This is a genomic window from Roseicyclus salinarum, assembly GCF_029624655.1.
In the GTDB taxonomy this organism is placed as follows: Bacteria; Pseudomonadota; Alphaproteobacteria; order Rhodobacterales; family Rhodobacteraceae; genus Roseibacterium; species Roseibacterium salinarum.
Window position 1 is genome coordinate 11,954 of the sequence record NZ_JARRSA010000028.1, and the last position, 24,475, is coordinate 36,428.

The window sequence follows — 24,475 nt, forward strand, 5'->3', positions numbered from 1 at the left end:
CAACCGCATCGCCCACCAGGGCGGCGCCGCCATTCGTCCGACAGATCCGGTCCCCCGGGCCCGGAAACCTGTTCAGTGTCCTTCCTGCGGCCCGTCAGCGACCGCCGCCTCGCGGATCGCCCGGATGTTCTCGCCGTAGACCTGCGGCGCATCCACCGATCCGCCCCGGAACACGGCCGAGCCCGCAACCAGCACATCCGCGCCCGCACGGGCCACCAGCGGGGCCGTCGCCGTGTCCACGCCACCGTCGATCTCGATATGCACCGGCCGGTCGCCGATCATGCCGCGCAGGGTCGCGACCTTGCCGGTGAGGTCGATGAACTTCTGCCCGCCGAATCCCGGGTTCACCGTCATCACGCAGACGAGGTCGCACAGGTCCAGAAGGTGCGCGACCGCCTCGGCCGGGGTGCCGGGGTTCAGGGCCACGCCCGCCTTCATGCCCGCCGCCCTTGTCGCCTGAAGCGTCCGGTGGATGTGCGGCCCGGCCTCGACATGCGCGGTCAGGATGTCCGCGCCCGCATCGGCGTAGGCGTCGATGTAGGGATCGACCGGCGCGATCATCAGGTGGACGTCCATCACGGTCGTGACATGCCTGCGGAATGCCTTCACCGCCATCGGGCCGAAGGTGAGGTTCGGCACGAAATGCCCGTCCATCACGTCGACATGCACCCAATCCGCGCCCTGGTCCTCGATCGCCCGGATCTCGCGGCCGAAATCGGCGAAGTCGGCGGACAGGATGGAGGGCGCGATCTTGATCGAACGGTCGAAGGCCATGGCGGTGTTCCCCTGGATGTGCGCCCGCGTGTTAGACGCTCCGCCGCGTTCTGTCACGCCCGCTCGCCGCACATGGCCCCCCTTGCCCGGCATCGGGTCCGGGCGCAGTCTCGGTGCGTTCCTGGGAGGAGACGGTTCCATGAGCATCCAGGTCATCGCCGCGCTGGCCTTCGCGGCGCTCGGCGGCGCGGCGAGCGCGCTTCAGGCCCCCATCAACGCGCGGCTCGCGGCCCATGCGGGCGACCCCGTCGCCGCCGCCGCGCTGTCCTTCGGCGTCGGGGTCCTGCTGCTGTCGGCGCTGGCGCTGCTGCGCTCGGGCCTGCCCGAGGGCTCGGCGCTGGCCGCCGCGCCGTGGTGGGCATGGGCGGGCGGCGCCTTCGGGGCGGTCTACGTCTGGAGCGCTCTGGCCACGGTCGGCACGCTTGGCGCCGTGACCATGGTGGCGGCCCTGATTCTCGGCCAGCTTTCGGCGGCGCTGGTGATCGACGCGACGGGCGGCTTCGGCCTTGCGGTCCGCGAAATCGACTGGACGCGGATCGCCGCGGTGGGCTTCGTCGCCATGGGCCTCGTCCTGTCGCGCGTCTGACGATTTTGACCGTTTGGTCAAGCTTGCCTTCCTGCCCCGCGCATGAGACCTTCCGCTCCGACCACAGCCGCTCATGGCCCCCGGCCGCAGGCCCGATGAAGGGGATGCCCCGATGACCCATCCGCAGACCGCAGCCCATGATCTCAAGGCCGAGGCGTCGGGCCAGCTGCCGCAGGTGCACCTGCCGCGCAACGCGGGCCAGCCGCTCGACCTCGACTGGGTCGCGCGGGTGCAGGCGAACACCTCCGCCATCGAGCGCCGCGCGGCAAGCCTTCCGGGCCGTCGCACCGTCAAGAAGGAGTGGCAGGCCGCGTGGCTCGCAAGGGCGATCACGCTGATCGACCTGACCACGCTTTCGGGCGACGACACCGAGGGGCGGGTCCGACGCCTCTGCGCCAAGGCCCGACAGCCGGTACGCGCCGACATCCTCGAGGCGCTCGGCCTGCCGCCGATCACCACCGGCGCGGTCTGCGTCTACCACGAGATGGTGCCCGCCGCCGTCGAGGCGCTGGAGGGCTCGGGCATTCCCGTGGCCGCCGTCTCGACCGGCTTTCCGGCGGGCCTGTCGCCGTTCCGCCTGCGCGTGGCCGAGATCGGCGAAAGCGTGAAGGCCGGCGCCAGGGAGATCGACATCGTCATCTCCCGCCGCCACGTCCTGACCGGGAACTGGCAGGCGCTCTACGAAGAGATGGCCGAGTTCCGCGCGGCCTGCGGCGATGCCCACGTCAAGGCGATCCTCGCGACGGGCGAGCTTGGCACGCTGCGGAACGTCGCGCGCGCCTCGCTGGTCTGCATGATGGCCGGCGCGGACTTCATCAAGACGTCCACCGGCAAGGAAAGCGTCAATGCGACCCTTCCCGTCACGCTCACCATGATCCGCGCCATCCGCGCCTACGAGGCCGCGACCGGCTACAAGGTCGGCTACAAGCCCGCCGGCGGCATCTCCAAGGCCAAGGACGCGCTGGTCTACCTCACCATGATGAAGGAGGAGCTGGGCGACCGCTGGCTGCAGCCCGACCTCTTCCGCTTCGGCGCGTCCTCGCTTCTGGGCGACATCGAGCGGCAGCTCGAGCATCACGCGACCGGCGCCTATTCCGCCAGCTACCGCCATCCGGCGGCCTGAGCCCCGTGGCCCTGTCCTTCCAGAGCCTCGCACTTGCCGTCGCCGTCCTCATCGGCGTCGCGCTCGCCGTCGTGCAGCACCGCCGCGCCAGGGCGCTCGCCGAAGGCCTGACCGAGGCCGAGCGCGCCCGCTTCGAGGCCGAGTTCCGCGACCGCGCCGCCCGCGACGCCATGCCCGCGAAATTCGCGCCCTACGCAAGCGCCCATGACCGCGCGCAGGGCGGCAAGGCGGGGGCGGGCCTCCTGATCCTCGTCGCACTTCTTGTCACCATCCTCTGAGAGGGCCCGCCCATGACCACCCGCGAGATCTTCGACAACATGGAGTACGGCCCCGCCCCCGAAAGCGACGCCGAGGCGCGCGCATGGATCGCGGAACGCGGGCCCGCCTTCGGGCACTTCATCGACGGCGCCTTCACCGCGCCGGGCGACACCTTCGAGACGAGGAACCCCGCCCGCGGCGAGGTGCTGGCCCACGTGACCCAAGGCACCGCCGGAGACGTGGACGCGGCGGTGAAGGCCGCGACGCGCGCCGCGCCGAAATGGGCGAAGCTGTCGGGGCACGAACGCGCGCGCCATCTCTATGCGCTGGCCCGCCTCCTGCAGAAGCATTCGCGGCTTTTCGCGGTGCTGGAATCCCTCGACAACGGCAAGCCGATCCGCGAGGCGCGCGACATCGACATCCCGCTCGCTCAGCGGCATTTCTACTATCATGCGGGCCTCGCCCAACTTCTTGCAGAAGAACTTCCCGGACATGCGCCGCTCGGCGTCTGCGGGCAGATCATCCCGTGGAACTTCCCGCTTCTCATGCTGGCTTGGAAGATCGCGCCCGCGCTGGCCGCGGGAAACACCGTCGTCCTGAAGCCCGCCGAATACACCTCGCTCACCGCGCTTCTGTTCGCCGACATCTGCCGGGAGGCCGGGCTGCCCAGGGGCGTCGTCAACATCGTCACCGGCGACGGCGCGACGGGAGAGGCCATCGTCGGCCATGACGGCATCGCCAAGATCGCCTTCACCGGCTCCACCGCCGTCGGCCGCCGCATCCGCGAGGCGACGGCCGGAACGGCGAAGTCGCTCACGCTCGAGCTTGGCGGCAAGTCGCCCTACATCGTCTTCGACGACGCCGACATCGACAGCGCGATCGAGGGACTGGTGGACGCCATCTGGTTCAACCAGGGGCAGGTCTGCTGCGCCGGCTCGCGGCTTCTGGTGCAGGAAGGCATCGCCGAGGATTTCCACGCCCGGCTCAAGGCGCGGATGGACAAGCTGCGCGTCGGCGATCCGCTCGACAAGTGCATCGACGTGGGCGCGGTGGTGGACCCCGTGCAGCACGCGGCGATCACGCGGCTGGTGGACGCCAACACCGAGGGCGAGGTCTACCGCGCCGCCACCGACATGCCCGAAACGGGCTGCTTCTATCCGCCGACGCTGATCACCGGCCTCTCGCCCGCCGCCCCCCTGATGCAGGAGGAGATCTTCGGCCCGGTCCTCGTCTCCGGCACCTTCCGCACGCCCGCCGAGGCGGTGAGCCTCGCCAACAACACGCGCTACGGCCTTGCCGCGACGCTGTGGACCGAGAACCTCAACCTCGCGCTCGATGTCGCGCCCAAGCTTGCGGCGGGCGTCGTCTGGGTGAACGCCACCAACCTCTTCGACGCGGCCGCGCCCTTCGGCGGCGTCCGCGAAAGCGGCTTCGGCCGCGAAGGCGGCTGGGAGGGGATGCTGGCCTATCTCAGGCCCGACGTCGCGCTGAAGCCGGTCCGCCCGGTCGAGCCCGAGCCCGCCCCCGAGACGGTGGAGGCGGCGGGCCTCGACCGGACGGCGAAGATGTATGTCGGCGGCAAGCAGGCGCGCCCCGACGGCGGTTATTCGCGGCCGGTCTACGGGCGCAAGGGCAGGCTTCTGGGCCATGCCGGGATCGGCAACCGCAAGGACATCCGCAACGCCGTGGAGGCCGCGCGCGGCGCCTCGGGCTGGGCGAAGGCCACGTGCCACCTGCGCGCGCAGGTCCTCTACTACGTCGCCGAGAACCTCTCGGCGCGCGGGGCCGAGTTCGCCCAGCGCCTGCGCGACATGACGGGCGTCAGCGCGTCGCGCGCCGAGGCCGAGGTCGCGGCCTCGGTGGACAGGCTGTTCTCCTGCGCGGCATGGGCCGACAAGTTCGACGGCGTGGCCAAGTCGGTCCCGATCCGGGGCGTGGCGCTGGCCATGCGCGAGCCCGTGGGCGTGATCGGCATTCTCGCGCCCGAGGACGCGCCGCTTCTGGGCGCGGTATCGCTCGTGGCGCCCGCCATCGCGATGGGCAACCGGGTCGTGCTGGTGCCGTCATGGCCCTGTCCGCTGGCGGCCACCGACCTCTACCAGGTCCTCGACACGTCCGACGTGCCGGGCGGCGTGGTCAACATCGTGACCGGCGACCCGGCCGAGCTTGGCGGCACGCTGGCAAGCCATCTCGACGTCGACGCGCTCTGGTCGTTCTCGGGGCAGGCGGACGCGGCCGCGCTTCAGGCCGCCTCGGCCGGGAACCTCAAGCGGACGTGGATCAACCACGGCGGCAACCCGGACTGGGCGACGCCGGCGGGTGGCGGGCGGCGCTTTCTCGAGGCCGCGACCGAGGTCAAGACGATCTGGGTGCCCTACGGCGAGTGAGGCGCGGGCTACCGCCGCCCGGAAGCCCAGTCCTTCATCTTGGCCCAGCGCACGGCGACACGGTCGGCGGCGGGTTCGATGACGCGGTCCTCGAACCGTTCCCAGATGCGCCACGCCATGAACAGCACGACCGCGAGGATCAGCAGGATCACGATGTTCAGCCACGGGATCAGCGTGACCTCGGGACCCGCCACCTCGCGCAGCGAGATCGCGTTGGGGTAGGTCGTCAGCAGCCGCGAGCGCCAGCCGTAATGCGTGACCGCGACCCAGACCGGGTCGGCCGAGCTCGACACCAGGTTCGAGGCCTCGGCCTGCAGGTCGGCGGAGTCGAGCTTGAAGTAGGGCGGCCAGCCGAAGCCCGTGTCCTCGTTGCGGTAGACCATCACGTCGCCGTCCGCCTGCACCGTGTTGATCAGCCGCAGGTCGCGGCTGTCGACCTGCGCGCCGCCACTGTCGCCCTGGGCGTAGAAGATGCGGTTCAGCCCCGAGAAATCGGTCCGTATGATCTCGGTCCCGTTGATCCGCACGATGTCGCGCTGGGGCAGCGTGTAGTGCAGGAAGGCCCCGATCAGGAGCGCGAGGATGCTGAAGAAGATGATCCGGGGCCAGCGCATGGGAGAAGCCTTCAGTTGGTGACGTAGACGTAGACGGACAGCGCCACGAGCGGCACGACGTAGACGAACAGCAGCAGCCGGTTGCGGATGCGCTCGGCATGGGGGGCGAGGCGTTCCTCAACCCAGTCGGCGCGGTCGCCGGGGCGGCCCTGCATCACCCAGTCCTCCTCGAGGCGCATCTTCGCGCCCGACCGGAAGTAGAAGTAGAGGCTGACATAGACGACCGTAAGCCCCACGAGGAGAACGATCGCCATGCGGCCGAGACTGAAGATCATGCACCCGCTCCATCGTGAAGGTCGGGGCCCTGCCGCCGATCCCTTTTCTCCATATAGAACAACGAGGCCGGAATTGGCAGGGGCAGCGGCTTCGGCCGGGGCTTGCCGGGCGCGGCACGCGGGCGCAGTGTGACGCCATGAAGGATGACGCCCCCCTGCTCGATGCCGTCACGGCACGCACCGACGACCTCGTCGCCCTGACGCGCGACCTGATCCGCATTCCCACGCTGAATCCGCCGGGCCGGAACTACCGCGAGATCTGCGACTACCTCGCCGCGCGGCTGGAGAAGCGCGGCTTCGCGGTGGAACTGGTGCGCGCCACGGGGGCGCTTGCCGACAGCGACCGGCACCCGCGCTGGAACCTCGTGGCCCGGATCGAGGGGACGGGCGGTCCCGGCGACTGCGTGCATTTCAACGGGCATCACGACGTGGTCGAGGCGGGCCACGGCTGGACGGTCGATCCCTTCGGTGGCGAGGTGCGCGACGGCCGCGTCTACGGGCGCGGCGCGTGCGACATGAAGGGCGGCATCGCGAGCGCCGTGATCGCGGCCGAGGCCTTCGTGGACATTCATCCCGGCTTTCGCGGCGCGATCGAGATCAGCGCGACGGCCGACGAGGAATCGGGTGGCTTCGGCGGCGTCGCCTACCTTGCCGAGCAGGGCTATTTCGACCCCGCCCGCGTTCAGCACGTCATCATCCCCGAGCCCCTGAACAAGGACCGCATCTGCCTTGGCCATCGCGGCGTCTGGTGGGCCGAGATCGAGACGCAGGGACGCATCGCCCATGGCTCGATGCCGTTCCTCGGCGACTGCGCCGTGCGCCACATGGGCGCGGTCCTCGCCGAGATGGAGGAGACGCTGTTCCCGCTGCTGGCGGGCAAGCGGACCGAGATGCCCGTCGTCCCCGACGGCGCGCGCCAGTCCACGCTGAACATCAACGCCATCCACGGCGGCGAGCCCGAGCAGGAGGACGGCTATACCGGCCTTCCCGCGCCCTGCGTGCCCGACCGCTGCCGCATCACGATCGACCGGCGGTTCCTGATCGAGGAGGACCTCGGCGAGGTGAAGGCCGAGATCGCGTCCCTGATGGAGCGGGTGCGCGCGCGCCGGCCCGAGCTGAAATACGAGATCCGCGACCTGTTCGAGGTGCGCCCCACCATGACCGACCGCGACGCGCCGGTGGTCCGCACGGTGGAGGCCGCGATCGCGCGCGTGCTCGACCGGCACGCGCAATTCGTGGTGTCGCCCGGCACCTACGACCAGAAGCACATCGACCGAATCGGGCGGCTGAAGAACTGCATCGCTTACGGGCCGGGCATCCTCGACCTTGCGCACCAGCCCGACGAATGGGTGGGCATCGACGACATGGCCGATGCCGCGAAGGTCATGGCGCTGACCTTGAAGGAGCTTCTGGCCTGAGACCGCGCCTCAGGCGCAGTCCTCAGGCGCAGTCGACGAAACCCAGGTGCCTGAGCGCCCGCGCCGCCATGTCGCTGGCCGTCGCGTCGCCGCCCATCAGGTCCGCGTTCAGCTTGCGCACCAGCGGGCTGAGGTTGCGGCTGCTGGCCTGATCGCGGATGAATGCCCCGATGCTTTCAGACGAGATCGCGAGGATCTCCTCCGGTTCGATCCTGTGCATGTTGTCCCCCATGTCTTGCCGAGACGCCCGCCCATGCGCCGTGACGGCGTCCCCCGGGCGGGCCGGAGCCGGGCACGACCGCGGCTCCACCGTTAACCTGCGTCGATTCGGCCTCCGCGAAAAGGGTTGCGTGGCGGAGGTGCGACAAACCGGCCTTCCGGCCCCGGCCGCTGCCCAATCGGCGGGCGTCAGCTGTGGATGACCAGCGAAACAAGGGGAATCCGGCCTCTGCCCGGTCTTGCAGATCGGATAATTTTCGACGCGCATTTTCCCTCGGAACGCGCCAGTATGCCCGTAGGGAATACAAGCGGGAGACTCTGGGACAATGACACGATCGCTTCGGATGAGCGCGTTCGCCCTGCTCATGGGCACCGGCGCGGCGCTGGCGCAGCAGGCCGACATCTCGATCGGCATGGTGCTCGAGCCGCCGAACCTGGACCCCACGGGCGGCGCGGCGGCGGCCATCGACGAGGTCGTCTACGCCAACGTCTTCGAGGGGCTGACGCGCTTCGCGCCGGACGGTTCGATCGTGCCGGCGCTGGCCCGCAGCTGGGAGATCTCCGAGGACGGGCTGACCTACGTCTTCACCCTCGCCGAGGGCGTGACCTTCCACGATGGCACCGCGATGACGGCCGAGGACGTCGTGTTCTCGCTCGACCGCGCGCGGGCCGAGGACTCCACCAACGCGCAGAAGCCGCTCTTTGCGGGGATCGACACGGTCGAGGCGGTGGACGACACGACGGTGCGCGTCACGCTCACCGATCCCGACGGGGCGTTCCTGTTCAAGATGGCGTGGGGCGACGCGGTGATCGTGGCGCCCGAAAGCGCCGACACGAACGCCACCAACCCCGTCGGCACCGGGCCCTTCCGCTTCTCGGACTGGGTGCAGGGCGACCGGGTCGAGCTTGTGCGCAACGACGATTACTGGGGCGAGCCCGTGGCGCTGGAGGCGGCGACGTTCCGCTTCATCTCGGACCCCAACGCGGCCTTCGCGGCGCTGATGTCGGGCGACGTGGACGCCTACCCGAACTTCCCCGCGCCCGAGACGCTGGCCCAGTTCGAGGCGGATCCCCGCTTTCGCGTCGTCGTGGGCTCGACCGAGGGCGAGACGATCCTCGCCATGAACAACGCGGGCGAGCCGCTGAACGACGTGCGGGTGCGCGAGGCGATCTCGCACGCGATCAACCGGCAGGACATCATCGACGGGGCGATGTTCGGCTACGGCACGCCGATCGGCACCCATTTCGCGCCGCACAACCCCGACTACGTCGATCTGACCGCCAACTCGGACCACGACCCCGAGCGCGCGCGCGCGCTTCTGGCCGAGGCCGGCGCCGAGGACCTGACCCTGCGCCTGATGCTGCCCCCGCCCTCCTACGCGCGGCGCGGCGGCGAGATCATCGCGGCGCAGCTTCGCGAAGTGGGCATCGAGACCGAGATCACCAACATGGAATGGGCCGACTGGCTCGAGCGGGTGTTCCGCGGCAGCGACTTCGACCTGACCATCGTCAGCCACACCGAGCCCTTCGACATCAACATCTACGCCAATCCCGACTACTACTTCCGCTACGACAGCCCCGATTTCCAAGCGCTGAACGCGGAGCTGACCGTGACGTCCGACCCTGCCGCCCGCTCGGCGCTTCTGGCGGAGATGCAGACGACCATCGCCGAGGACTTCGCCAACGGCTTCCTGTTCCAGCTTGCCAAGACCGGCGTCGCGAACGCCGACATCGAGGGCCTGTGGGAGAATTCCCCGACGCAGGCCAACGACCTGACCGGCGTGCGCTGGACCCGGTGACACGACCCCGCTCCGCCCGGCAGGTCCGGGCGGGGCGGCCCCAAGCAAGGCATGACCGCACCGGAGCGCCCGCCGCATGTCCGCCAGAGCCTCCGACCGGGTGCTGCCCGCGATCCTGATCAGCCTGCTCGCGATCCTGTTCTTCGACCTCATGGCGCTGGTGATCAAGCACCTCTCGGCCCGCTACGGCGCGGCCGAGCTGTCGGCGTGGCGCAACCTCTTCGGCCTTCTGCCGGGGCTGATCACGCTGTGGTCCACGCGGACGTGGCACGACGCGGGCCGCCCGCTTCGCCTGCGGCAATGGCACATCCCGCTGATCCGGGGGCTGGCCGTCACCGTCGCGCAGTTCTGCTTCTATCTCGCGCTCGGGCGGCTGGCCTTCGCGACGGCGGCCACGATCTCCTATTCCAACGCGCTGTTCATCGTGGCGCTGTCGGTGCCGATCCTCGGCGAGCGCGTGGGCCCCTTCCGCTGGAGCGCGGCGCTGGTGGGGTTCGCGGGCGTGGTCATGGTGATGGGGCCGGGGCGCGACGCCTTCAGCTTCGACGCGGTCCTGCCGCTGATCGCCGCCATGCTCTATGCCGTGGCGGGCGTCACCTCCCGGCTGCTGGACGAGGACGTTCCAAGCCCCCTCGTCAACCTGCACTCGTCGGGAGTCGCGGCGCTGGGCGCGCTGGGCCTCGCGCTGGCCACGGGGGGCTTCACCCCGATCGCCTCGGCGGCGGACATGGCCTGGATCGTGGCGATGGGGATGTTCGGGGGCACGGCGGTCCTGTGCCTCGTGGTGTCCTACCGGATGACCGAGCCGTCCAACCTTGCGCCGTTCAGCTATGCCGGCATTCCCACCGCGCTGCTTCTGGGGTGGGTGTTCTTCGGCGAGGCGCCGGTGCAGGACCTGTTTCCGGGCGCGATCCTGATCGTCGCGGGCGGCCTGATGATCGTCTGGCGCGAGCGGCGTCTGTCGCGGCGATACCGCGAGGGCACGCGTCAGACCGGCATCAGCGCCCAGTAGTCGAGATCCAGAAGCACGTCGGGAAGGTATTTCCCGTCCTCGCCGCGCAGCGCGCCGGGCGCCGCGCCGTCCTTCACCGCGACCAGCCGCAGGCGGATGGCGCCGACGCCGGGGGCGGGGGTTTCGGCCCGGTCCAGGACCTCGGACCACGCCCGCACCGTGTCGCCCGCGAAACAGGGGTTGGCGTGGCTTCCGCCGTTGATCGCCACGATGCACTGAGCGTTCGCGAGGCCGTTGAAGGACAGCGCGCGCGCCATCGACATGACGTGCCCGCCGTAGATCAGGCGCTTGCGATCCTCGCGCGGGGTCGCGTCGAAATGCGTCCTCGAGGTGTTCTGCCACAGCCGCGTGGCCATCATGTGCTCGGCTTCCTCGATCGTCACGCCATCGACGTGATCGATGATCTCGCCCGGCGCATAGTCGGCCAGCCGGTGCGCCTCGCCCGCCTGCGCGAAGTCGTAGCCCGAGAAATCGAGGCCGCCGGGCAGCACGAGGTCGCCCGGCGCGACCGCATCGGCAAGCGCGGGCACCACCGTCTCGGGCGCGGGGGCCTGCGCGTCGCGCTTGCGCACCATGACCCAGCGGGCGAATTCCATCACCGCCAGCCCGTGCTGGTTGCGCCCCGTGGTGCGGACGTAGACCACGCCGGTCTTGCCCGACGAGTTCTGCTTCAGCCCGATCACCTCCGAGGAGGCCCGGATCGTATCGCCCGCGTAGACCGGCCTCAGCCAGCGCGCCTCGGCATAGCCGAGGTTGGCGACCGCGTTCAGCGACACGTCGGGCACCGACTTGCCGAACACGATGTGAAACGCGGCGAGGTCGTCGAGCGGGCTTTGCGGCAGGCCGCAGGCGCGGGCGAACTCGTCCGAGGAATAGAGCGCGTGGCGCGCGGGATAGAGCGCGTGGTAAAGCGCGCGCTCGCCGCCCGAGACGGTGCGCGGCACCGCGTGCTCGATCACCTCGCCGACGCGGTAATCCTCGAAGAAGCGGCCGGGGTTCGTCTTGGTGGCGGGCATGGCGTCCTTCGGAAGGTCAGCGGGCGGCGGTTACTGGGCGCCCAGTTTCATGTCGGGCGAATAGGGCGTGTCGATCTCCTTCGTCACGGCCTGTCCGCAGCGCATCACGGCGCGCGCGGCGTCGAAGGACATCACCGGGTCGCCATGCAGCACCCAGCCCTTCGACAGAGCTTCGGACACCTTGTGGCAGAAGGCGGACGTGTCGTCCTCGGTCAGCAGGCGATAGATCTTCATGGCCTCACCCGAACGCCGGATAGCCGAACCAGTAGTGCACCCAGGCGATCGCGCCATAAAGCGCCAGCGTGCCGATGACCGCGCCGGCCTCCTTGCCGGGCTTCACCTCGACGGTCGCGGGCTTCGTCCAGGCGGTCTGGCGGTTGATGAGGATGACCTCGACCACCGCCCATGCCAGAAGGCCGCCGAACAGGATGAAGGCCGGCAGGTCGCCGTTGACCAGCAGGTGCGCCACGGCCCAGGTCTTGATCGCGGTCAGTTGCGGGTGGCGCATCTTCTGGCCGAGCCAGGTCTTCATGCCTGAGGCCGCGAACAGGTAGAGCGCCAGAAGGTTCAGGAGGTTGTTGATGCCGACCGTCGCGGGATGGCGGCCCCAGAAGAACGGCCCGCCATAGGCGTTGCGGTAGCCCCACCACATCAGCACGACCGAAGCGATGACGGCCACGGCCACGGCGCCCTTCGCCGCGTCGCCCATCCGCGCGCGGCGCGCGGGCGCGATCCGCTTGAACAGGTGCGCGACGGACCACAGCGCCACGCCCGCGATCAGTGAAAGATATCCCATCAGGCCGCCTCCAGCGCCGCGATTGCCTCTGCCCGGGCCAGCGTCGCCCGCGCCGTGTCCACATGCAAGTTCTCGACGATCCTTCCGTCGACGACCGCGACGCCTTGTCCCTCCCGCACGGCGTCCTCGTAGGCCGCGATCTGGCGCCGCGCGAGGTCGATCTCGTCGGGCGAGGGGGCGAAGGCCGCGTTGGCGACAGCGACCTGCGCGGGATGGATCAGCGTCTTTCCGTCGAAGCCGAAGTCGCGCCCCTCGGCGCATTCCGCCCGCAGGCCGTCCTCGTCCCGGAAGGCGTTGTAGACGCCGTCGACGCAGACGAGGCCGTGCGCGCGCGCGGCCAGAAGGCAGTGCTGAAGCGCGGTCGTCATGGCGGCGCGCGTGCGGCTGCCCAGTTCCTTGGCGAGGTCGTTGGTGCCCATCACGAAGCCCGCCATGCGCGGGGCGGCCGCGATTGCCTGCGCGTTGAGGACGCCCACGGGCGTCTCCATCATCGCCCAGATCGCCGTGTCCGAGGTCTCGGGCCGCGCATCCAGCCGGTCGGCCAGCGCCGCGATGTCGGCGGGGCCGTTCACCTTTGGCAGAAGGATCGCCTGCGGCTGCGCGGCGGCGATGGCGTCCAGATCGTCTGCGCCCCACGCGGTCTCGAAACCGTTGATCCGCACGATCTGCGCGCGCGGGCCGTAGCCGCCGCCTGCCAGCGTCTCGGCCAGCAGGGTGCGCGCGGCGGGCTTTTCCTCGACCGAGACGGCGTCCTCGAGGTCGAAGATGATCGCATCGACGGGAAGCTCGCGCGCCTTCTCCAGCGCGCGCGGCTTCGAGCCGGGAATGTAGAGGACCGAGCGGTAGGGTCGCGCGCGGTGATCCATGAGATGCCTCCGTCGGCGTGGACCGGGCAGGGCCGAAGCCCCTTCGGCCGCTTGGAAACACGTCGCCTGCGCGAAATCAAGTTCCGAACTGCCGCGCTGCAGAAGAATATTGTTGCGCGCGCAAACGGGCTCCGGATGCGGGCCTCAGGCGAGGCCGTCCCACAGAAGCCGCGCCGCCGTGACCGTGAGCGCGGCGTAGGCGACCGAAAAGAAGGCGCGTTCGGGGATGCGGGCGTGCGCGTGGACGCCGATCCATGTGCCCAGCAGCGCGAAGGGGATCATCAGGGCCGAGGTCCCGAGGCTGGAGAAGGTGAACAGGCCGAGCATCGCGTAGAGGACGGCCTTCGCGGCGTTCACCAGCCAGAACACGATGACCGAGGTGGCGTGATATTGCGTCTTGCCGATGCCGTCCTGCCCCAGCATGAACATCGCGAAGGGTGGCCCGCCCGCGTGCGCGACGAAGCTGGTGAAGCCCGCCGCCGCCCCCGCGGCCCACCCCTTGCGCGCGTCGAAGGGGCGCGGGCGCGGCGCGATCAAGCCCGTCGCGCCGGCGAGGCGGAACGCCACGAAGCCCAGCGCGACGACGCCGATCATCACGCGGATGAAGTCGTCCGACACCACCGAGAACAGCGCCGCCCCCAGCGCGAGGCCGGGAACCGCGCCGGTCAGCACCGCGCGCGCCGAGGCCGCGTGCCAGCGGCCCCAGTAGGTGCGCACGGCGGCCAGGTCGATCGCCATGAGGACCGGCAGCATCAGCGCGAGCGCGACGCCGGGATCCACCACCAGCGCGAGAATCGCGGTTCCGGCAAAGGCGAGCGACCCGCCGAAGCCGCCCTTGGAGATGCCGGCCAGAAGTGCGGCGAAGGCGGCTGCCGCGAAGGCCCATTGGTCGAGCACGTTCAGTCCTTTCGCCAAGCGTTCCAACATCTTGGCCGGGGCACCGCCGCGGGGCCAGCCCTGCCGCGCCCGGCCCCGGCTGCGCGCGGGGCTTGCGCGGGGCGCGGGGCGGGGATACGCCTCGCGCCGATATCAACGAGGGACTTGGAGATCAATCTCATGGCCAGACCCAAGATCGCGCTGATCGGCGCTGGGCAGATCGGGGGCACGCTCGCCCATCTCGCCGCGCTGAAGGAGCTTGGCGACGTCGTTCTGTTCGACATCGCCGAGGGTGTTCCGCAAGGCAAGGCGCTCGACATCGCCGAAAGCGGACCCTCCGAGAAGTTCGACGCGAAGCTGAAGGGCACCAACGACTATGCCGACATCGCAGGCGCGGACGTCTGCATCGTCACCGCCGGCGTGCCGCGCAAGCCCGGCATGAGCCGCGACGACCTGCTCGGCATCAACCTCAAGGTCATGAAGGCCGTGGGCGAGGGCATCCGCGACAACGCGCCGAACGCCTTCGTCATCTGCATCACCAACCCGCTGGACGCGATGGTCTGGGCGCTGCGCGAGTTCTCGGGCCTGCCCCACAACATGGTCTGCGGCATGGCCGGCGTGCTGGACAGCGCGCGCTTCCGCCACTTCCTCGCCGAGGAATTCGACGTGTCGATGAAGGACGTCACGGCCTTCGTGCTCGGCGGCCACGGCGACACGATGGTGCCCTCGGTGCGCTATTCGACCGTCGCGGGCATCCCGCTGCCCGACCTCGTGGAGATGGGCTGGACGACCAAGGACAAGCTCGACGCGATCGTGCAGCGCACGCGCGACGGCGGCGCCGAGATCGTCGGCCTGCTGAAGACCGGGTCGGCCTTCTACGCGCCGGCGACGTCGGCGATCGAGATGGCCGAGGCGTTCCTGAAGGACCAGAAGCGCGTCCTGCCCTGCGCCGCCTATTGCGACGGCGAGTTCGGGCTGAAGGGCATGTATGTCGGCGTTCCGACCGTGATCGGCGCGGGCGGCATCGAGCGGATCGTCGAGATCCGGCTGACGAAAGACGAGCAGTCGATGTTCGACAATTCGGTCGCCGCCGTGAAGGGCCTTGTCGAGGCCTGCAAGGGGATCGACGAAAGCCTCGCCTGAGCGCGCCGGGCCTTCGCAATGAAAAGGCGGCCCGCCGGGGCCGCCTTTTTTCGTGCGGATGCGGGCGTCAGTCCGTGGCGGTTTCGGCCGCGCCACCGGCGTCCGCCCCGGTCTCGGCCACGCCCGAAGCGTCGATCCGCAGGCTCAGGGCGTCGCCTTCGCCGCCCGTCTCCGCGTCGCCTGTCTCCGCATCGCCCCGGTCCGCATCGCCCCGATCCGCGATCTGCCGTTCCCGGCCCGCCAGCGTCTCCTGCACCTCGTCGAGCCGCGCGGCCGTCGCCTCCAGTTCCTGCGTCAGCCCCGACAGGATCGGTTGCAGCGCGGCGCGGCGTTCCTCGGCGGAGGCGACGGCGGTGCGCAGCCGGTCGAGGCGCTCCTCCGCAGTCGCGATCTCGTCGCGAAGGCGTGCCGCCTCGTCGCGGGCCGCGTCGCGCTCGCGGGCGATGCGGTCCATCTCGTCGCGCAGCGCGTTCTCCTGCTCGCGCAGGTCGGCGATGCGCGCCTCGGCGTCGGTGACGCGCTGCGTCATCTGGGCGGCGTCCTCCTCGAGCGCGGCGAGGCTGGTGCGCACCTCCTGCTCGCGGGTGAGCGCGGCTTCGAGGCGGGCGTCCGTCTCCTCGAGGCGCTGTTCGGCCGTGCCGATCGCGCTGTCGAGGTCGCTCATCCGGGTCTCGTGGGTCGCGATTTCCTCGCGCAGGGGGGCTGCTTCCTCCTCGAGGCGGCGCAGCTCGGCGCGGGCGTCGTCCACCTCGGCGGAAAGCGCTTCGCTGTCCTGCGCGAGGCGGTCGCGCTCCTGCTCGAGGTCCGAGACCTCCGTGCTGAGCGTGCCGCGCGAGGCCTCCAGCGTCGCGATCTCGGGCTCCAGCCCGGCGATGCGGGTCCGCATCTCCTCAAGCGTGCCCGAGGTCTCGCGCTGTTGTCGAAGGTCGCCCTCGACGCGGGACATCTGCGCGCGCAGGTCGTCCTCGATCGCGCCGCCATTGACGAAGGCCCATACCGCGAGGACCCATCCGATTGCGGCCAGAAGGCCGAGCCCGATCAGTTTCATGTCTCTGTTTCCGCCGCCGTTTTCGGCCATCGCCTTGCGCCCCCGTTCCAGGAATGTGATCGCGGGACCAACCGGGCGACGCGCTTTCCGGTTCCGGCATGGTGTGTCGCGCGGGTGAGTCGGCCCTGTTTCGCGGTTGCGGCAAATGGTGGAATGCGATGCGGCGAAATTTTGTGATCACACTTTTTCAGGCTGTGATCACAAATGTCGCTTTTTCCGCCGAAACCCTGCATCTGCGGCAGATTGGCGTTTCAATGCGACCTTGGGTTGTGCTTTAGCAGGTCGCGACACCACCAACGACGGGACAGTTTCATGAACATTCATGAATACCAGGCGAAGGCGCTTCTTCGTCAGTACGGCGCCCCGGTCAGCGACGGCCGGGTGGTTCTGCGCGCCGAGGAGGCCAAGACGGCCGCTGGCGAGCTTGACGGACCGCTCTGGGTCGTCAAGGCGCAGATCCATGCAGGCGGCCGCGGCAAGGGCCACTTCAAGGAGGAAGGCGCGGGCGAGAAGGGTGGCGTGCGCCTTGCCAAGTCGGTGGAGGAAGCCGAGGCCGAGGCCAAGAAGATGCTGGGCCGGACGCTGGTGACGCACCAGACGGGCCCCGCGGGCAAGCAGGTCAACCGCATCTACATCGAGGACGGTTCGGGGATCGAGCGCGAGCTTTACCTCGCGCTTCTGGTGGACCGCCAGACCAGCCGCATCTCCTTCGTGTGCTCCACCGAGGGCGGCATGGACATCGAGGAGGTCGCGGCCTCCACGCCCGAGAAGATCCTGTCGTTCAGCGTCGATCCCGCCACCGGATACCAGCCGTTCCACGGCCGCCGCATCGCCTTCTCGCTCGGCCTGGAGGGCAAGCAGGTCAAGGAATGCGTGAACCTGATGGGCATCCTCTACAAGGCCTTCGTCGAGAAGGACATGGAGATGCTCGAGATCAACCCGCTGATCGTCACCGACGAGGGCGGCCTGAAGGTTCTGGACGCCAAGCTCGGCTTCGACGGCAACGCGGTCTACCGCCATCCCGACATCGCCAGCCTGCGCGACGAGACGGAGGAGGATCCCAAGGAACTCGCCGCCTCCAAGCACGACCTGAACTACATCGCGCTCGACGGCGAGATCGGCTGCATGGTGAACGGCGCCGGCCTTGCGATGGCGACGATGGACATCATCAAGCTTTATGGCGCGGAGCCCGCGAACTTCCTCGACGTGGGCGGCGGCGCCACCAAGGAGAAGGTCACCGAGGCGTTCAAGATCATCACGAGCGACCCGAACGTGAAGGGCATCCTGGTGAACATCTTCGGCGGCATCATGCGCTGCGACATCATCGCCGAGGGCGTGATCGAGGCGGTGAAGGAAGTCGGCCTGAAGGTGCCGCTGGTGGTGCGCCTGGAGGGAACCAACGTCGAGAAGGGCAAGGAGATCATCAACTCCTCCGGCCTCGACGTGATCGCCGCCGAGAACCTCTCGGACGCCGCCGAGAAGATCGTGAAGGCGGTGAAGGGCTGATGGCCGTGCGGGGCCACGGCATCGCGATCCTCGGCTGCGGGATCGCGGCGGCGGCCCTGCCGTCCGCCGCGCAGACCGACGCCGAGGCGGCCGCGATGAACATGCGCCTCGCCGCGACGCTCTGCCTGCAAAACGTGCGGACCCCCGGCGGCATGGCGGGCGCGTTCGAGGCTGCGGGCTTCGTCGTGACCCCCGGCATGGACGCGGGCACGCACGAGGTCAGCGCCCCGGGCGTGAGCGGCCTGCTGCAGGTGCGGACCCCGCGCGAAGGCTACTGCACGGTGATGTCGCCGATCGTGGACCTGGCGATGGCCAACGCGATCGGGCGCGCCATCACCGTCGAGGTCGCGCCGCAGGCCTGGGTTCCGGGGCAGCCCGACCAGCAGGCCGGCGCCCCGGTCGGGCCCTGCGGCGGCTTCACCAACTGGGACGTCACGCCCATCGTGACCCTGAGATACGCCGCCGCCGGGAATTCCGGCGAGTGCATCGATGACGGAACCTCCGCCATCATCATCAACTGAACGCGGCCATGGCCTAGGGCCGGGCGCAAGACAACGTGAATGAGGGACCGCAATGGCCGTACTCGTCGACGAAAACACCAAGGTCATCTGCCAGGGCTTCACAGGCAGCCAGGGCACCTTCCACTCGGAGCAGGCCGTCGCCTACGGCACCAAGATGGTCGGCGGCGTCACGCCCGGAAAGGGCGGCATGAGCCACCTCGACCTGCCGGTCTTCAACTCGGTCCACGAGGCGATGGACGTCACGGGCGCGAACGCGAGCGTCATCTACGTTCCGCCGCCCTTCGCCGCCGACTCGATCCTCGAGGCGATCGACGCGGAGATGCCGCTGATCTGCTGCATCACCGAGGGCATCCCGGTGCTCGACATGATGAAGGTGAAGCGCGCGCTGGAGGGGTCGAAGTCGATCCTGATCGGCCCGAACTGCCCCGGCGTCATCACGCCCGGCGCCTGCAAGATCGGCATCATGCCCGGCCACATCCACAAGCGCGGCTCGGTCGGCGTGGTGTCGCGCTCGGGGACGCTGACCTACGAGGCGGTCAAGCAGACCTCCGACAGCGGCCTTGGACAGTCCACCGCCGTCGGCATCGGCGGCGACCCGATCAAGGGAACCGAGCATATCGACGTGCTCGAGATGTTCCTCGCGGACCCCGAGACGCAGTCGATCATCATGATCGGCGAGATCGGCGGCTCGGCCGAAGAGGAAGCGGCGCAGTTCCTCGCCGACGAGAAGAAGCGCGGCCGCTGGAAGCCCACGGCGGGCTTCATCGCGGGCCGCACGGCGCCTCCGGGCCGCCGGATGGGCCATGCGGGCGCCATCGTCGCGGGCGGCAAGGGCGGCGCCGAGGACAAGATCGAGGCGATGAAGTCGGCCGGCATCGTGGTGGCCGACAGCCCCGCGACGCTTGGCGAGGCGGTGCTGAAGGCCATCGGCTGAGGCATCGTCCGAACAGGGAGGCGCCGGTGAAGGACCGCGCAGTCTTGCAGAGGCTCTGGCGCGCCGCCCATGCGGTCGGCGCGGCAGGGCTTTTCGCGCTTGCCGCGATGCTGTTCCTGTCGCTGCCCGCGCGCGCCGAGGCGCCCCGCGCCGCGGCCCCGGCGCAGATGCAGCACGCACCGCTTGCGACGGAAGGCGCGGCGATCACGCCCGCCCGTCGATCGAACATCCAGTTCCCGGAAGGAATTGACCCATGACCGAGCAAGGCCCCAACGACCAGTTCCACGCGTCGAGCTTCATGCAGGGCGCGAACGCGGAATACCTCGAACAGCTCTATGCGCAGTACGCCCGCGACCCCGACGCGGTGGACGAGGGCTGGCGCGCGTTCTTCGCCGAGCTTGGCGACGCCGCGGGCGATGCCGTGGCCGAGGCGCAGGGCCCGTCCTGGGCGCGCGCCGACTGGCCGCCGCAGCCCGACGACGACTGGACCAGCGCGCTGACCGGCGAATGGCCGGCGGCGGCCGCCGAGGTCAAGGAAGCGGGCCGGAAGATCAAGGCAAAGGCCGAGGAGCAGGGCGTCGAGCTGAGCCAGGCGCAGATCCAGCGCGCGGTGCTGGATTCGATCCGCGCGCTCATGCTGATCCGGGCCTACCGCATCAGGGGCCACCTGGTGGCCGACCTCGACCCGCTGGGGATGCGCGACCAGACCCCGCACCCCGAGCTCGACCCCCGGTCCTACGGCTTCACGGACGCCGACATGGACCGGCCGATCTTCCTCGACAACGTGCTGGGGCTTCAGCACGGGTCGATCCGGCAGATCCTCGACATCGTGAAGCGCACCTACTGCGGCACCTTCGCGCTGCAGTACATGCACATCTCCGACCCCGAGCAGGCCGCATGGCTGAAGGAGCGGATCGAGGGCTACGGCAAGGAGATCGCGTTCACCCGCGAGGGGCGCAAGGCGATCCTGAACAAGATGGTCGAGGCCGAGGGCTTCGAGAAGTTCCTGCACGTCAAGTACATGGGCACCAAGCGCTTCGGCCTCGACGGCGGCGAAAGCCTGATCCCGGCGATGGAGCAGATCATCAAGCGCGGCGGCGCGCTGGGCGTGCGCGAGATCGTGATCGGGATGCCGCATCGCGGCCGGCTTTCGGTGCTGGCCAACGTCATGCAGAAGCCCTACCGCGCGATCTTCAACGAGTTCCAGGGCGGCAGCTTCAAACCCGAGGACGTCGATGGGTCGGGGGACGTGAAATACCACCTCGGCGCCTCGTCCGACCGCGATTTCGACGGCAACATCGTGCACCTGTCGCTGACGGCCAACCCCTCGCACCTGGAGGCGGTGAACCCCGTCGTCCTCGGCAAGGTCCGCGCCAAGCAGGACCAGAAGGGCGACACCGAACGCAAGCAGGTCGTGGGCGTCCTGCTGCACGGCGACGCGGCCTTCGCGGGGCAGGGCGTGGTGGCCGAGGGCCTCGGCCTGTCGGGCCTGCGCGGCCACCGCACCGGCGGCACGATCCACTTCATCGTGAACAACCAGATCGGCTTCACCACCGCGCCGCATTTCTCGCGCTCGTCGCCCTATCCCACGGACATCGCGCTGATGGTCGAGGCGCCGATCTTCCACGTCAACGGCGACGACCCCGAGGCGGTTGTCCACGCCGCGAAGGTCGCGATCGAGTTCCGCCAGAAGTTCGGCAAGGACGTCGTCATCGACATGTTCTGCTACCGCCGGTTCGGACACAACGAGGGCGACGAGCCCATGTTCACGAACCCGCTGATGTACAAGCGGATCAAGACGCAGAAGACCACGCTTCAGCTTTATACCGAGCGGCTTGTGAAGGACGGCCTGATCCCCGAGGGCGAGATCGAGGACATGAAGGCGGCCTTCCAGGCGATGCTCAACGAGGAGTTCGAGGCCGGCAAGACCTACAAGCCCAACAAGGCCGACTGGCTCGACGGGCGCTGGAGCCATCTCGACCGCGAGGGCGAGGAATACCAGCGCGGCGAGACGGCGATCAAACCCGAGACGCTGGAGGAGATCGGCCGCGCGCTGACCACCGCGCCCGAGGGCTTCCAGATCCACAAGACGGTCGGGCGGCTGCTCGAGGCCAAGCGGCAGATGTTCGACACCGGCGAGGGCTTCGACTGGGCGACGGCCGAGGCGCTGGCCTTCGGGTCGCTCCTGACGGAGGGCTATCCCGTCCGCCTGTCGGGGCAGGATTCGACGCGCGGCACCTTCAGCCAGCGTCATTCGGCCATCGTCGACCAGGCGACCGAGGACCGTCACTATCCGCTCAACCACATCCGCGAGGGCCAGAGCCGCTACGAGGTCATCGACTCGATGCTGTCGGAATACGCGGTCCTCGGCTTCGAATACGGCTACTCCCTCGCCGAGCCCAACGCGCTGGTGATGTGGGAGGCGCAGTTCGGCGATTTCGCCAACGGCGCGCAGATCATGTTCGACCAGTTCATCTCGTCGGGCGAGCGCAAGTGGCTGCGGATGTCGGGGCTCGTGATGCTTCTGCCGCACGGCTTCGAGGGGCAGGGGCCGGAACACTCCTCGGCCCGGCTCGAGCGCTTCCTGCAGATGTGCGCCGAGGACAACTGGATCGTGGCGAACTGCACCACGCCGGCCAACTACTTCCACATCCTGCGCCGGCAGATCCACCGCTCGTTCCGCAAGCCGCTGGTGCTGATGACGCCGAAATCGCTCCTGCGCCACAAGCTTGCGATTTCGGACGCGGCCGACTTCACCACCGGGTCGAGTTTCCACCGCGTGCTGTGGGACGACGCCGAGAAGGGCCATTCCGACACGAAGCTGAAGGCCGACGACAAGATCCGCCGCGTCGTGATCTCGTCGGGCAAGGTCTATTTCGACCTGCTCGAGGAACGTGACGCGCGCGGCATCGACGACGTCTATCTGCTGCGCCTGGAGCAGTTCTATCCCTTCCCGGCGCTCGCGCTGATGAAGGAGCTGGAGCGCTTCAAGGGGGCCGAGATCGTCTGGTGCCAGGAAGAGCCCAAGAACCAGGGCGGCTGGACCTTCGTCGAGCCGAACATCGAATGGGTGCTCACGCGGATCAAGGCGAAGAACACCCGCCCGCGCTATGTCGGCCGGGCCGGAAGCGCCTCGCCCGCGACGGGCCTCGCCAGCATGCACAAGGCACAACAGACCGCGCTCGTGAACGAAGCGCTGACCATCGAAGGGTAATTCAAGATGTCAATCGAAGTCCGCGTGCCCACCCTGGGCGAAAGCGTCACCGAGGCGACGGTCGCGACCTGGTTCAAGAAGCCGGGCGACGCGGTGGCCGCCGACGAGATGCTCTGCGAACTGGAAACCGACAAGGTCACGGTCGAGGTTCCCGCACCCGCCGCCGGAACGCTGGGCGAGATCGTGGCCGGCGAGGGCGAGACGGTCGGCGTCGACGCGCTGCTCGCCACGCTGAACGAAGGCGGTGGCGGGGCCGAGGCCGCGCCCGCGAAGGCCGAAGCCGCCAGCGGGTCCGAGGCGAAGCCGGACGGCGGCGGAGACAGCGTGGACGTGATGGTTCCGACGCTGGGCGAAAGCGTGACCGAGGCGACCGTGGCCACGTGGTTCAAGAAGGTGGGCGACCACGTCGAGCAGGACGAGATGCTGTGCGAGCTGGAGACCGACAAGGTCTCGGTCGAGGTTCCCGCACCCGCCTCGGGCACCCTGAGCGAGATCGTGGCGGCCGAGGGCGCCACGGTGCAGGCCAACGGCAAGCTGGCCGTGATCGGCGGCGGCGCGGACGTGAGCGCGCCCGCTCCCGGCGGCGAGGCCACGGCCGCGCCCAAGGCCCCCGCGGCGGCGGATGCGGGCCGCGGCAGCGACGTCGAGCACGCCCCCTCGGCGCAGAAGATGATGGCGGAGAAGGGTCTGGATCCCTCGCGGGTGCAGGGCACCGGCCGCGACGGCCGCATCATGAAGGAGGACGTGATGAAGGCGGGGTCCGCGCCTGCGCAGTCCGCGCCCGCGCCCGCAGCGCCCGCACAGGCGCCGCGCGCCCCCGTGGCGGCGCAGGACGCCGAGCGCGAGGAGCGGGTGAAGATGACCCGCCTGCGCCAGACCATCGCGCGCCGTCTGAAGGACGCGCAGAACACCGCCGCGATCCTGACCACCTACAACGAGGTGGACATGACCGAGGTGATGGCGCTCAGGAACGCCTACAAGGACCAGTTCGAGAAGAAGCACGGCGCGCGGCTGGGCTTCATGTCGTTCTTCACCAAGGCCTGCGTGCACGCCCTGAAGGAGGTGCCCGAGGTCAACGCCGAGATCGACGGGACCGACATCGTCTACAAGAACTACGTGCACATGGGCATCGCGGCGGGCACGCCGCAGGGCCTCGTGGTTCCGGTGATCCGCGACGCCGACCAGCGCTCGTTCGCCGACCTCGAGAAGGAGATCGCCGAGAAGGGCCGCCGCGCGCGGGACGGCAAGCTGTCGATGGCCGAGATGCAGGGCGGGACGTTCACGATCTCGAATGGCGGCGTCTACGGATCGCTCATGTCCTCGCCGATCCTGAACCCGCCGCAGTCGGGGATCCTTGGGATGCACAAGATCCAGGAGCGGCCGATGGTCATCAACGGCGAGATCAAGATCCGTCCGATGATGTACCTGGCGCTGAGCTACGACCACCGGATCGTGGATGGCAAGGGCGCTGTGACGTTCCTCGTCCGCGTGAAGGAGGCGCTGGAGGACCCGCGCAGGCTGCTGATGGACCTGTGAGGGACGCAAGCGACGCGCGGGACTGCATCCGCCATGCTCGCGCGCGCCGCGGGCATGGCGGCCGTGCCCTGCGCCCCGAAAGACGGCGGGGCGGCGCGCGCCGTCCTGTCGAAGGCGCAAGCGAATGATCCTGTCCAAGGCTGACCAATGACCCCCGAACTCACCGTCCTCATCCTCGCCGCCCTTCTGCAATGCGTGCAGATGGCGCTTTATTCCGTGGCCGGGAACGCGCAGGCGGGGACCAGGGCGGCCTTGAGCCCGCGCGACCGGAAGGTCGAGCTGACGGGCAGGGCCGGCCGCCTGCAGCGGGCGATGAACAACCATTTCGAGGGGCTGATCCTGTTCGGGATCGCCGCCGTCGTCATTGCGGTCACGGGCCAGTCCAGCGACGTCACCGCCACCGCCGCGTGGATCTACCTGATCGCGCGGGTCCTCTACGTTCCCGCCTACCTGTTCGGCCTCGTGCCGTGGCGAAGCCTCGTCTGGGGCCTGGGCTGGGGCGCCACGCTGGTCATGCTTCTGGCCGCGCTGGTCTGAACCCGCGGGCGATGCCG

General features: G+C 69.4%; 25 protein-coding genes. 15 read left to right on the forward strand and 10 right to left on the reverse strand.

Features of this window, described 5'->3' with window-relative positions:
• Nucleotides 1-72: 72 nt before the first annotated feature.
• Entirely contained in the window at nt 73-774 is a 702-nt protein-coding gene (rpe, locus tag P6F26_RS15705; protein ID WP_278029645.1) for a ribulose-phosphate 3-epimerase, read from the reverse strand.
• Between the two features lie 139 nt (nt 775-913).
• Here rpe and P6F26_RS15710 point away from each other — a divergent pair, with 139 nt between their 5' ends.
• From P6F26_RS15710 to P6F26_RS15725, 4 genes are all read left to right on the forward strand, one after another.
• Nucleotides 914-1,360 (forward strand): DMT family transporter, encoded by a 447-nt coding sequence (locus P6F26_RS15710; protein WP_278029646.1) that lies wholly within the window; start codon nt 914-916, stop codon nt 1,358-1,360.
• Between the two features lie 112 nt (nt 1,361-1,472).
• Entirely contained in the window at nt 1,473-2,483 is a 1,011-nt protein-coding gene (gene deoC / locus P6F26_RS15715) for a deoxyribose-phosphate aldolase (protein ID WP_278029647.1), read from the forward strand.
• Nucleotides 2,484-2,488: 5 nt separating this feature from the next.
• Nucleotides 2,489-2,761: a hypothetical protein gene (locus P6F26_RS15720; protein WP_278029648.1), complete on the forward strand. Its 273-nt coding sequence runs from the start codon at nt 2,489-2,491 to the stop codon at nt 2,759-2,761.
• A gap of 12 nt (nt 2,762-2,773) precedes the next feature.
• Nucleotides 2,774-5,128 (forward strand): aldehyde dehydrogenase family protein, encoded by a 2,355-nt coding sequence (locus P6F26_RS15725; RefSeq protein ID WP_278029649.1) that lies wholly within the window; start codon nt 2,774-2,776, stop codon nt 5,126-5,128.
• An 8-nt stretch (nt 5,129-5,136) separates the two neighbouring features.
• Here the strand turns inward: P6F26_RS15725 and P6F26_RS15730 are convergent, their stop codons facing one another.
• Nucleotides 5,137-5,742 carry a DUF1523 family protein gene (locus P6F26_RS15730; RefSeq protein WP_278029650.1) on the reverse strand — a complete coding sequence of 202 codons (606 nt, stop codon included), beginning with the start codon at nt 5,740-5,742 and terminating at the stop codon, nt 5,137-5,139.
• A gap of 11 nt (nt 5,743-5,753) precedes the next feature.
• A complete protein-coding gene (locus tag P6F26_RS15735) occupies nt 5,754-6,017 on the reverse strand; it encodes a hypothetical protein (RefSeq protein ID WP_278029651.1) in 264 nt (87 codons plus the stop codon).
• A gap of 137 nt (nt 6,018-6,154) precedes the next feature.
• Between P6F26_RS15735 and P6F26_RS15740 the strand changes: the two genes are divergently transcribed.
• Complete coding sequence (locus tag P6F26_RS15740) at nt 6,155-7,435, forward strand: acetylornithine deacetylase/succinyl-diaminopimelate desuccinylase family protein (protein WP_278029652.1); 1,281 nt, start codon at nt 6,155-6,157, stop codon at nt 7,433-7,435.
• A gap of 22 nt (nt 7,436-7,457) precedes the next feature.
• On the opposite strand, the gene P6F26_RS15745 is transcribed toward P6F26_RS15740, so the two are convergent.
• Entirely contained in the window at nt 7,458-7,655 is a 198-nt protein-coding gene (locus P6F26_RS15745; RefSeq protein WP_278029653.1) for a hypothetical protein, read from the reverse strand.
• Between the two features lie 325 nt (nt 7,656-7,980).
• Between P6F26_RS15745 and P6F26_RS15750 the strand changes: the two genes are divergently transcribed.
• On the forward strand, nt 7,981-9,453 hold the full coding sequence (locus P6F26_RS15750) for an ABC transporter substrate-binding protein (protein ID WP_278029654.1): 1,473 nt from the start codon (nt 7,981-7,983) through the stop codon (nt 9,451-9,453).
• Nucleotides 9,454-9,529: 76 nt separating this feature from the next.
• Nucleotides 9,530-10,465 carry a DMT family transporter gene (locus tag P6F26_RS15755; protein ID WP_278029655.1) on the forward strand — a complete coding sequence of 312 codons (936 nt, stop codon included), beginning with the start codon at nt 9,530-9,532 and terminating at the stop codon, nt 10,463-10,465.
• Here the strand turns inward: P6F26_RS15755 and P6F26_RS15760 are convergent.
• The 5 genes from P6F26_RS15760 to P6F26_RS15780 form a co-directional block, all read right to left on the reverse strand.
• On the reverse strand, nt 10,441-11,481 hold the full coding sequence (locus P6F26_RS15760) for a MaoC family dehydratase (protein WP_278029656.1): 1,041 nt from the start codon (nt 11,479-11,481) through the stop codon (nt 10,441-10,443). The two genes, P6F26_RS15755 and P6F26_RS15760, sit on opposite strands and share 25 nt — an antisense overlap.
• A gap of 30 nt (nt 11,482-11,511) precedes the next feature.
• Complete coding sequence (locus P6F26_RS15765) at nt 11,512-11,715, reverse strand: DUF1737 domain-containing protein (protein ID WP_278029657.1); 204 nt, start codon at nt 11,713-11,715, stop codon at nt 11,512-11,514.
• Nucleotides 11,716-11,719: 4 nt separating this feature from the next.
• Nucleotides 11,720-12,277, reverse strand: coding sequence for an NnrU family protein (locus tag P6F26_RS15770; protein WP_278029658.1), 558 nt, complete (start codon nt 12,275-12,277; stop codon nt 11,720-11,722).
• A complete protein-coding gene (locus P6F26_RS15775) occupies nt 12,277-13,143 on the reverse strand; it encodes an HpcH/HpaI aldolase/citrate lyase family protein (RefSeq protein WP_278029659.1) in 867 nt (288 codons plus the stop codon). The genes P6F26_RS15770 and P6F26_RS15775 overlap by 1 nt, the downstream gene beginning before the upstream one ends.
• 144 nt (nt 13,144-13,287) lie before the next feature.
• Nucleotides 13,288-14,058, reverse strand: a complete 771-nt coding sequence (locus P6F26_RS15780) for a sulfite exporter TauE/SafE family protein (RefSeq protein WP_278029660.1) — start codon at nt 14,056-14,058, stop codon at nt 13,288-13,290.
• 141 nt (nt 14,059-14,199) lie between these two features.
• On the opposite strand from P6F26_RS15780, the gene mdh reads away from it, so the two are divergent.
• Entirely contained in the window at nt 14,200-15,162 is a 963-nt protein-coding gene (gene mdh, locus P6F26_RS15785; protein ID WP_278029661.1) for a malate dehydrogenase, read from the forward strand.
• A gap of 67 nt (nt 15,163-15,229) precedes the next feature.
• On the opposite strand, the gene P6F26_RS15790 is transcribed toward mdh, so the two are convergent.
• Nucleotides 15,230-16,210 (reverse strand): coiled-coil domain-containing protein, encoded by a 981-nt coding sequence (locus P6F26_RS15790; RefSeq protein ID WP_278029662.1) that lies wholly within the window; start codon nt 16,208-16,210, stop codon nt 15,230-15,232.
• 312 nt (nt 16,211-16,522) lie between these two features.
• Between P6F26_RS15790 and sucC the strand changes: the two genes are divergently transcribed.
• The 7 genes from sucC (at nt 16,523) to P6F26_RS15825 (ending at nt 24,458) form a co-directional block, all read left to right on the forward strand.
• Nucleotides 16,523-17,716, forward strand: coding sequence for an ADP-forming succinate--CoA ligase subunit beta (gene sucC / locus P6F26_RS15795; RefSeq protein WP_278029663.1), 1,194 nt, complete (start codon nt 16,523-16,525; stop codon nt 17,714-17,716).
• On the forward strand, nt 17,716-18,237 hold the full coding sequence (locus P6F26_RS15800; RefSeq protein ID WP_278029664.1) for a hypothetical protein: 522 nt from the start codon (nt 17,716-17,718) through the stop codon (nt 18,235-18,237). The genes sucC and P6F26_RS15800 overlap by 1 nt, the downstream gene beginning before the upstream one ends.
• Nucleotides 18,238-18,289: 52 nt before the next feature.
• A complete protein-coding gene (sucD, locus tag P6F26_RS15805) occupies nt 18,290-19,171 on the forward strand; it encodes a succinate--CoA ligase subunit alpha (protein ID WP_278029665.1) in 882 nt (293 codons plus the stop codon).
• Between the two features lie 26 nt (nt 19,172-19,197).
• Complete coding sequence (locus P6F26_RS15810; RefSeq protein ID WP_278029666.1) at nt 19,198-19,428, forward strand: hypothetical protein; 231 nt, start codon at nt 19,198-19,200, stop codon at nt 19,426-19,428.
• Entirely contained in the window at nt 19,425-22,385 is a 2,961-nt protein-coding gene (locus P6F26_RS15815) for a 2-oxoglutarate dehydrogenase E1 component (protein WP_278029667.1), read from the forward strand. Before P6F26_RS15810 ends, P6F26_RS15815 begins: the two co-directional genes overlap by 4 nt.
• Nucleotides 22,386-22,391: 6 nt before the next feature.
• Nucleotides 22,392-23,921, forward strand: coding sequence for a 2-oxoglutarate dehydrogenase complex dihydrolipoyllysine-residue succinyltransferase (gene odhB, locus P6F26_RS15820; RefSeq protein ID WP_278029668.1), 1,530 nt, complete (start codon nt 22,392-22,394; stop codon nt 23,919-23,921).
• A 147-nt stretch (nt 23,922-24,068) separates the two neighbouring features.
• Nucleotides 24,069-24,458 carry an MAPEG family protein gene (locus P6F26_RS15825; RefSeq protein WP_278029669.1) on the forward strand — a complete coding sequence of 130 codons (390 nt, stop codon included), beginning with the start codon at nt 24,069-24,071 and terminating at the stop codon, nt 24,456-24,458.
• Nucleotides 24,459-24,475: the final 17 nt, after the last annotated feature.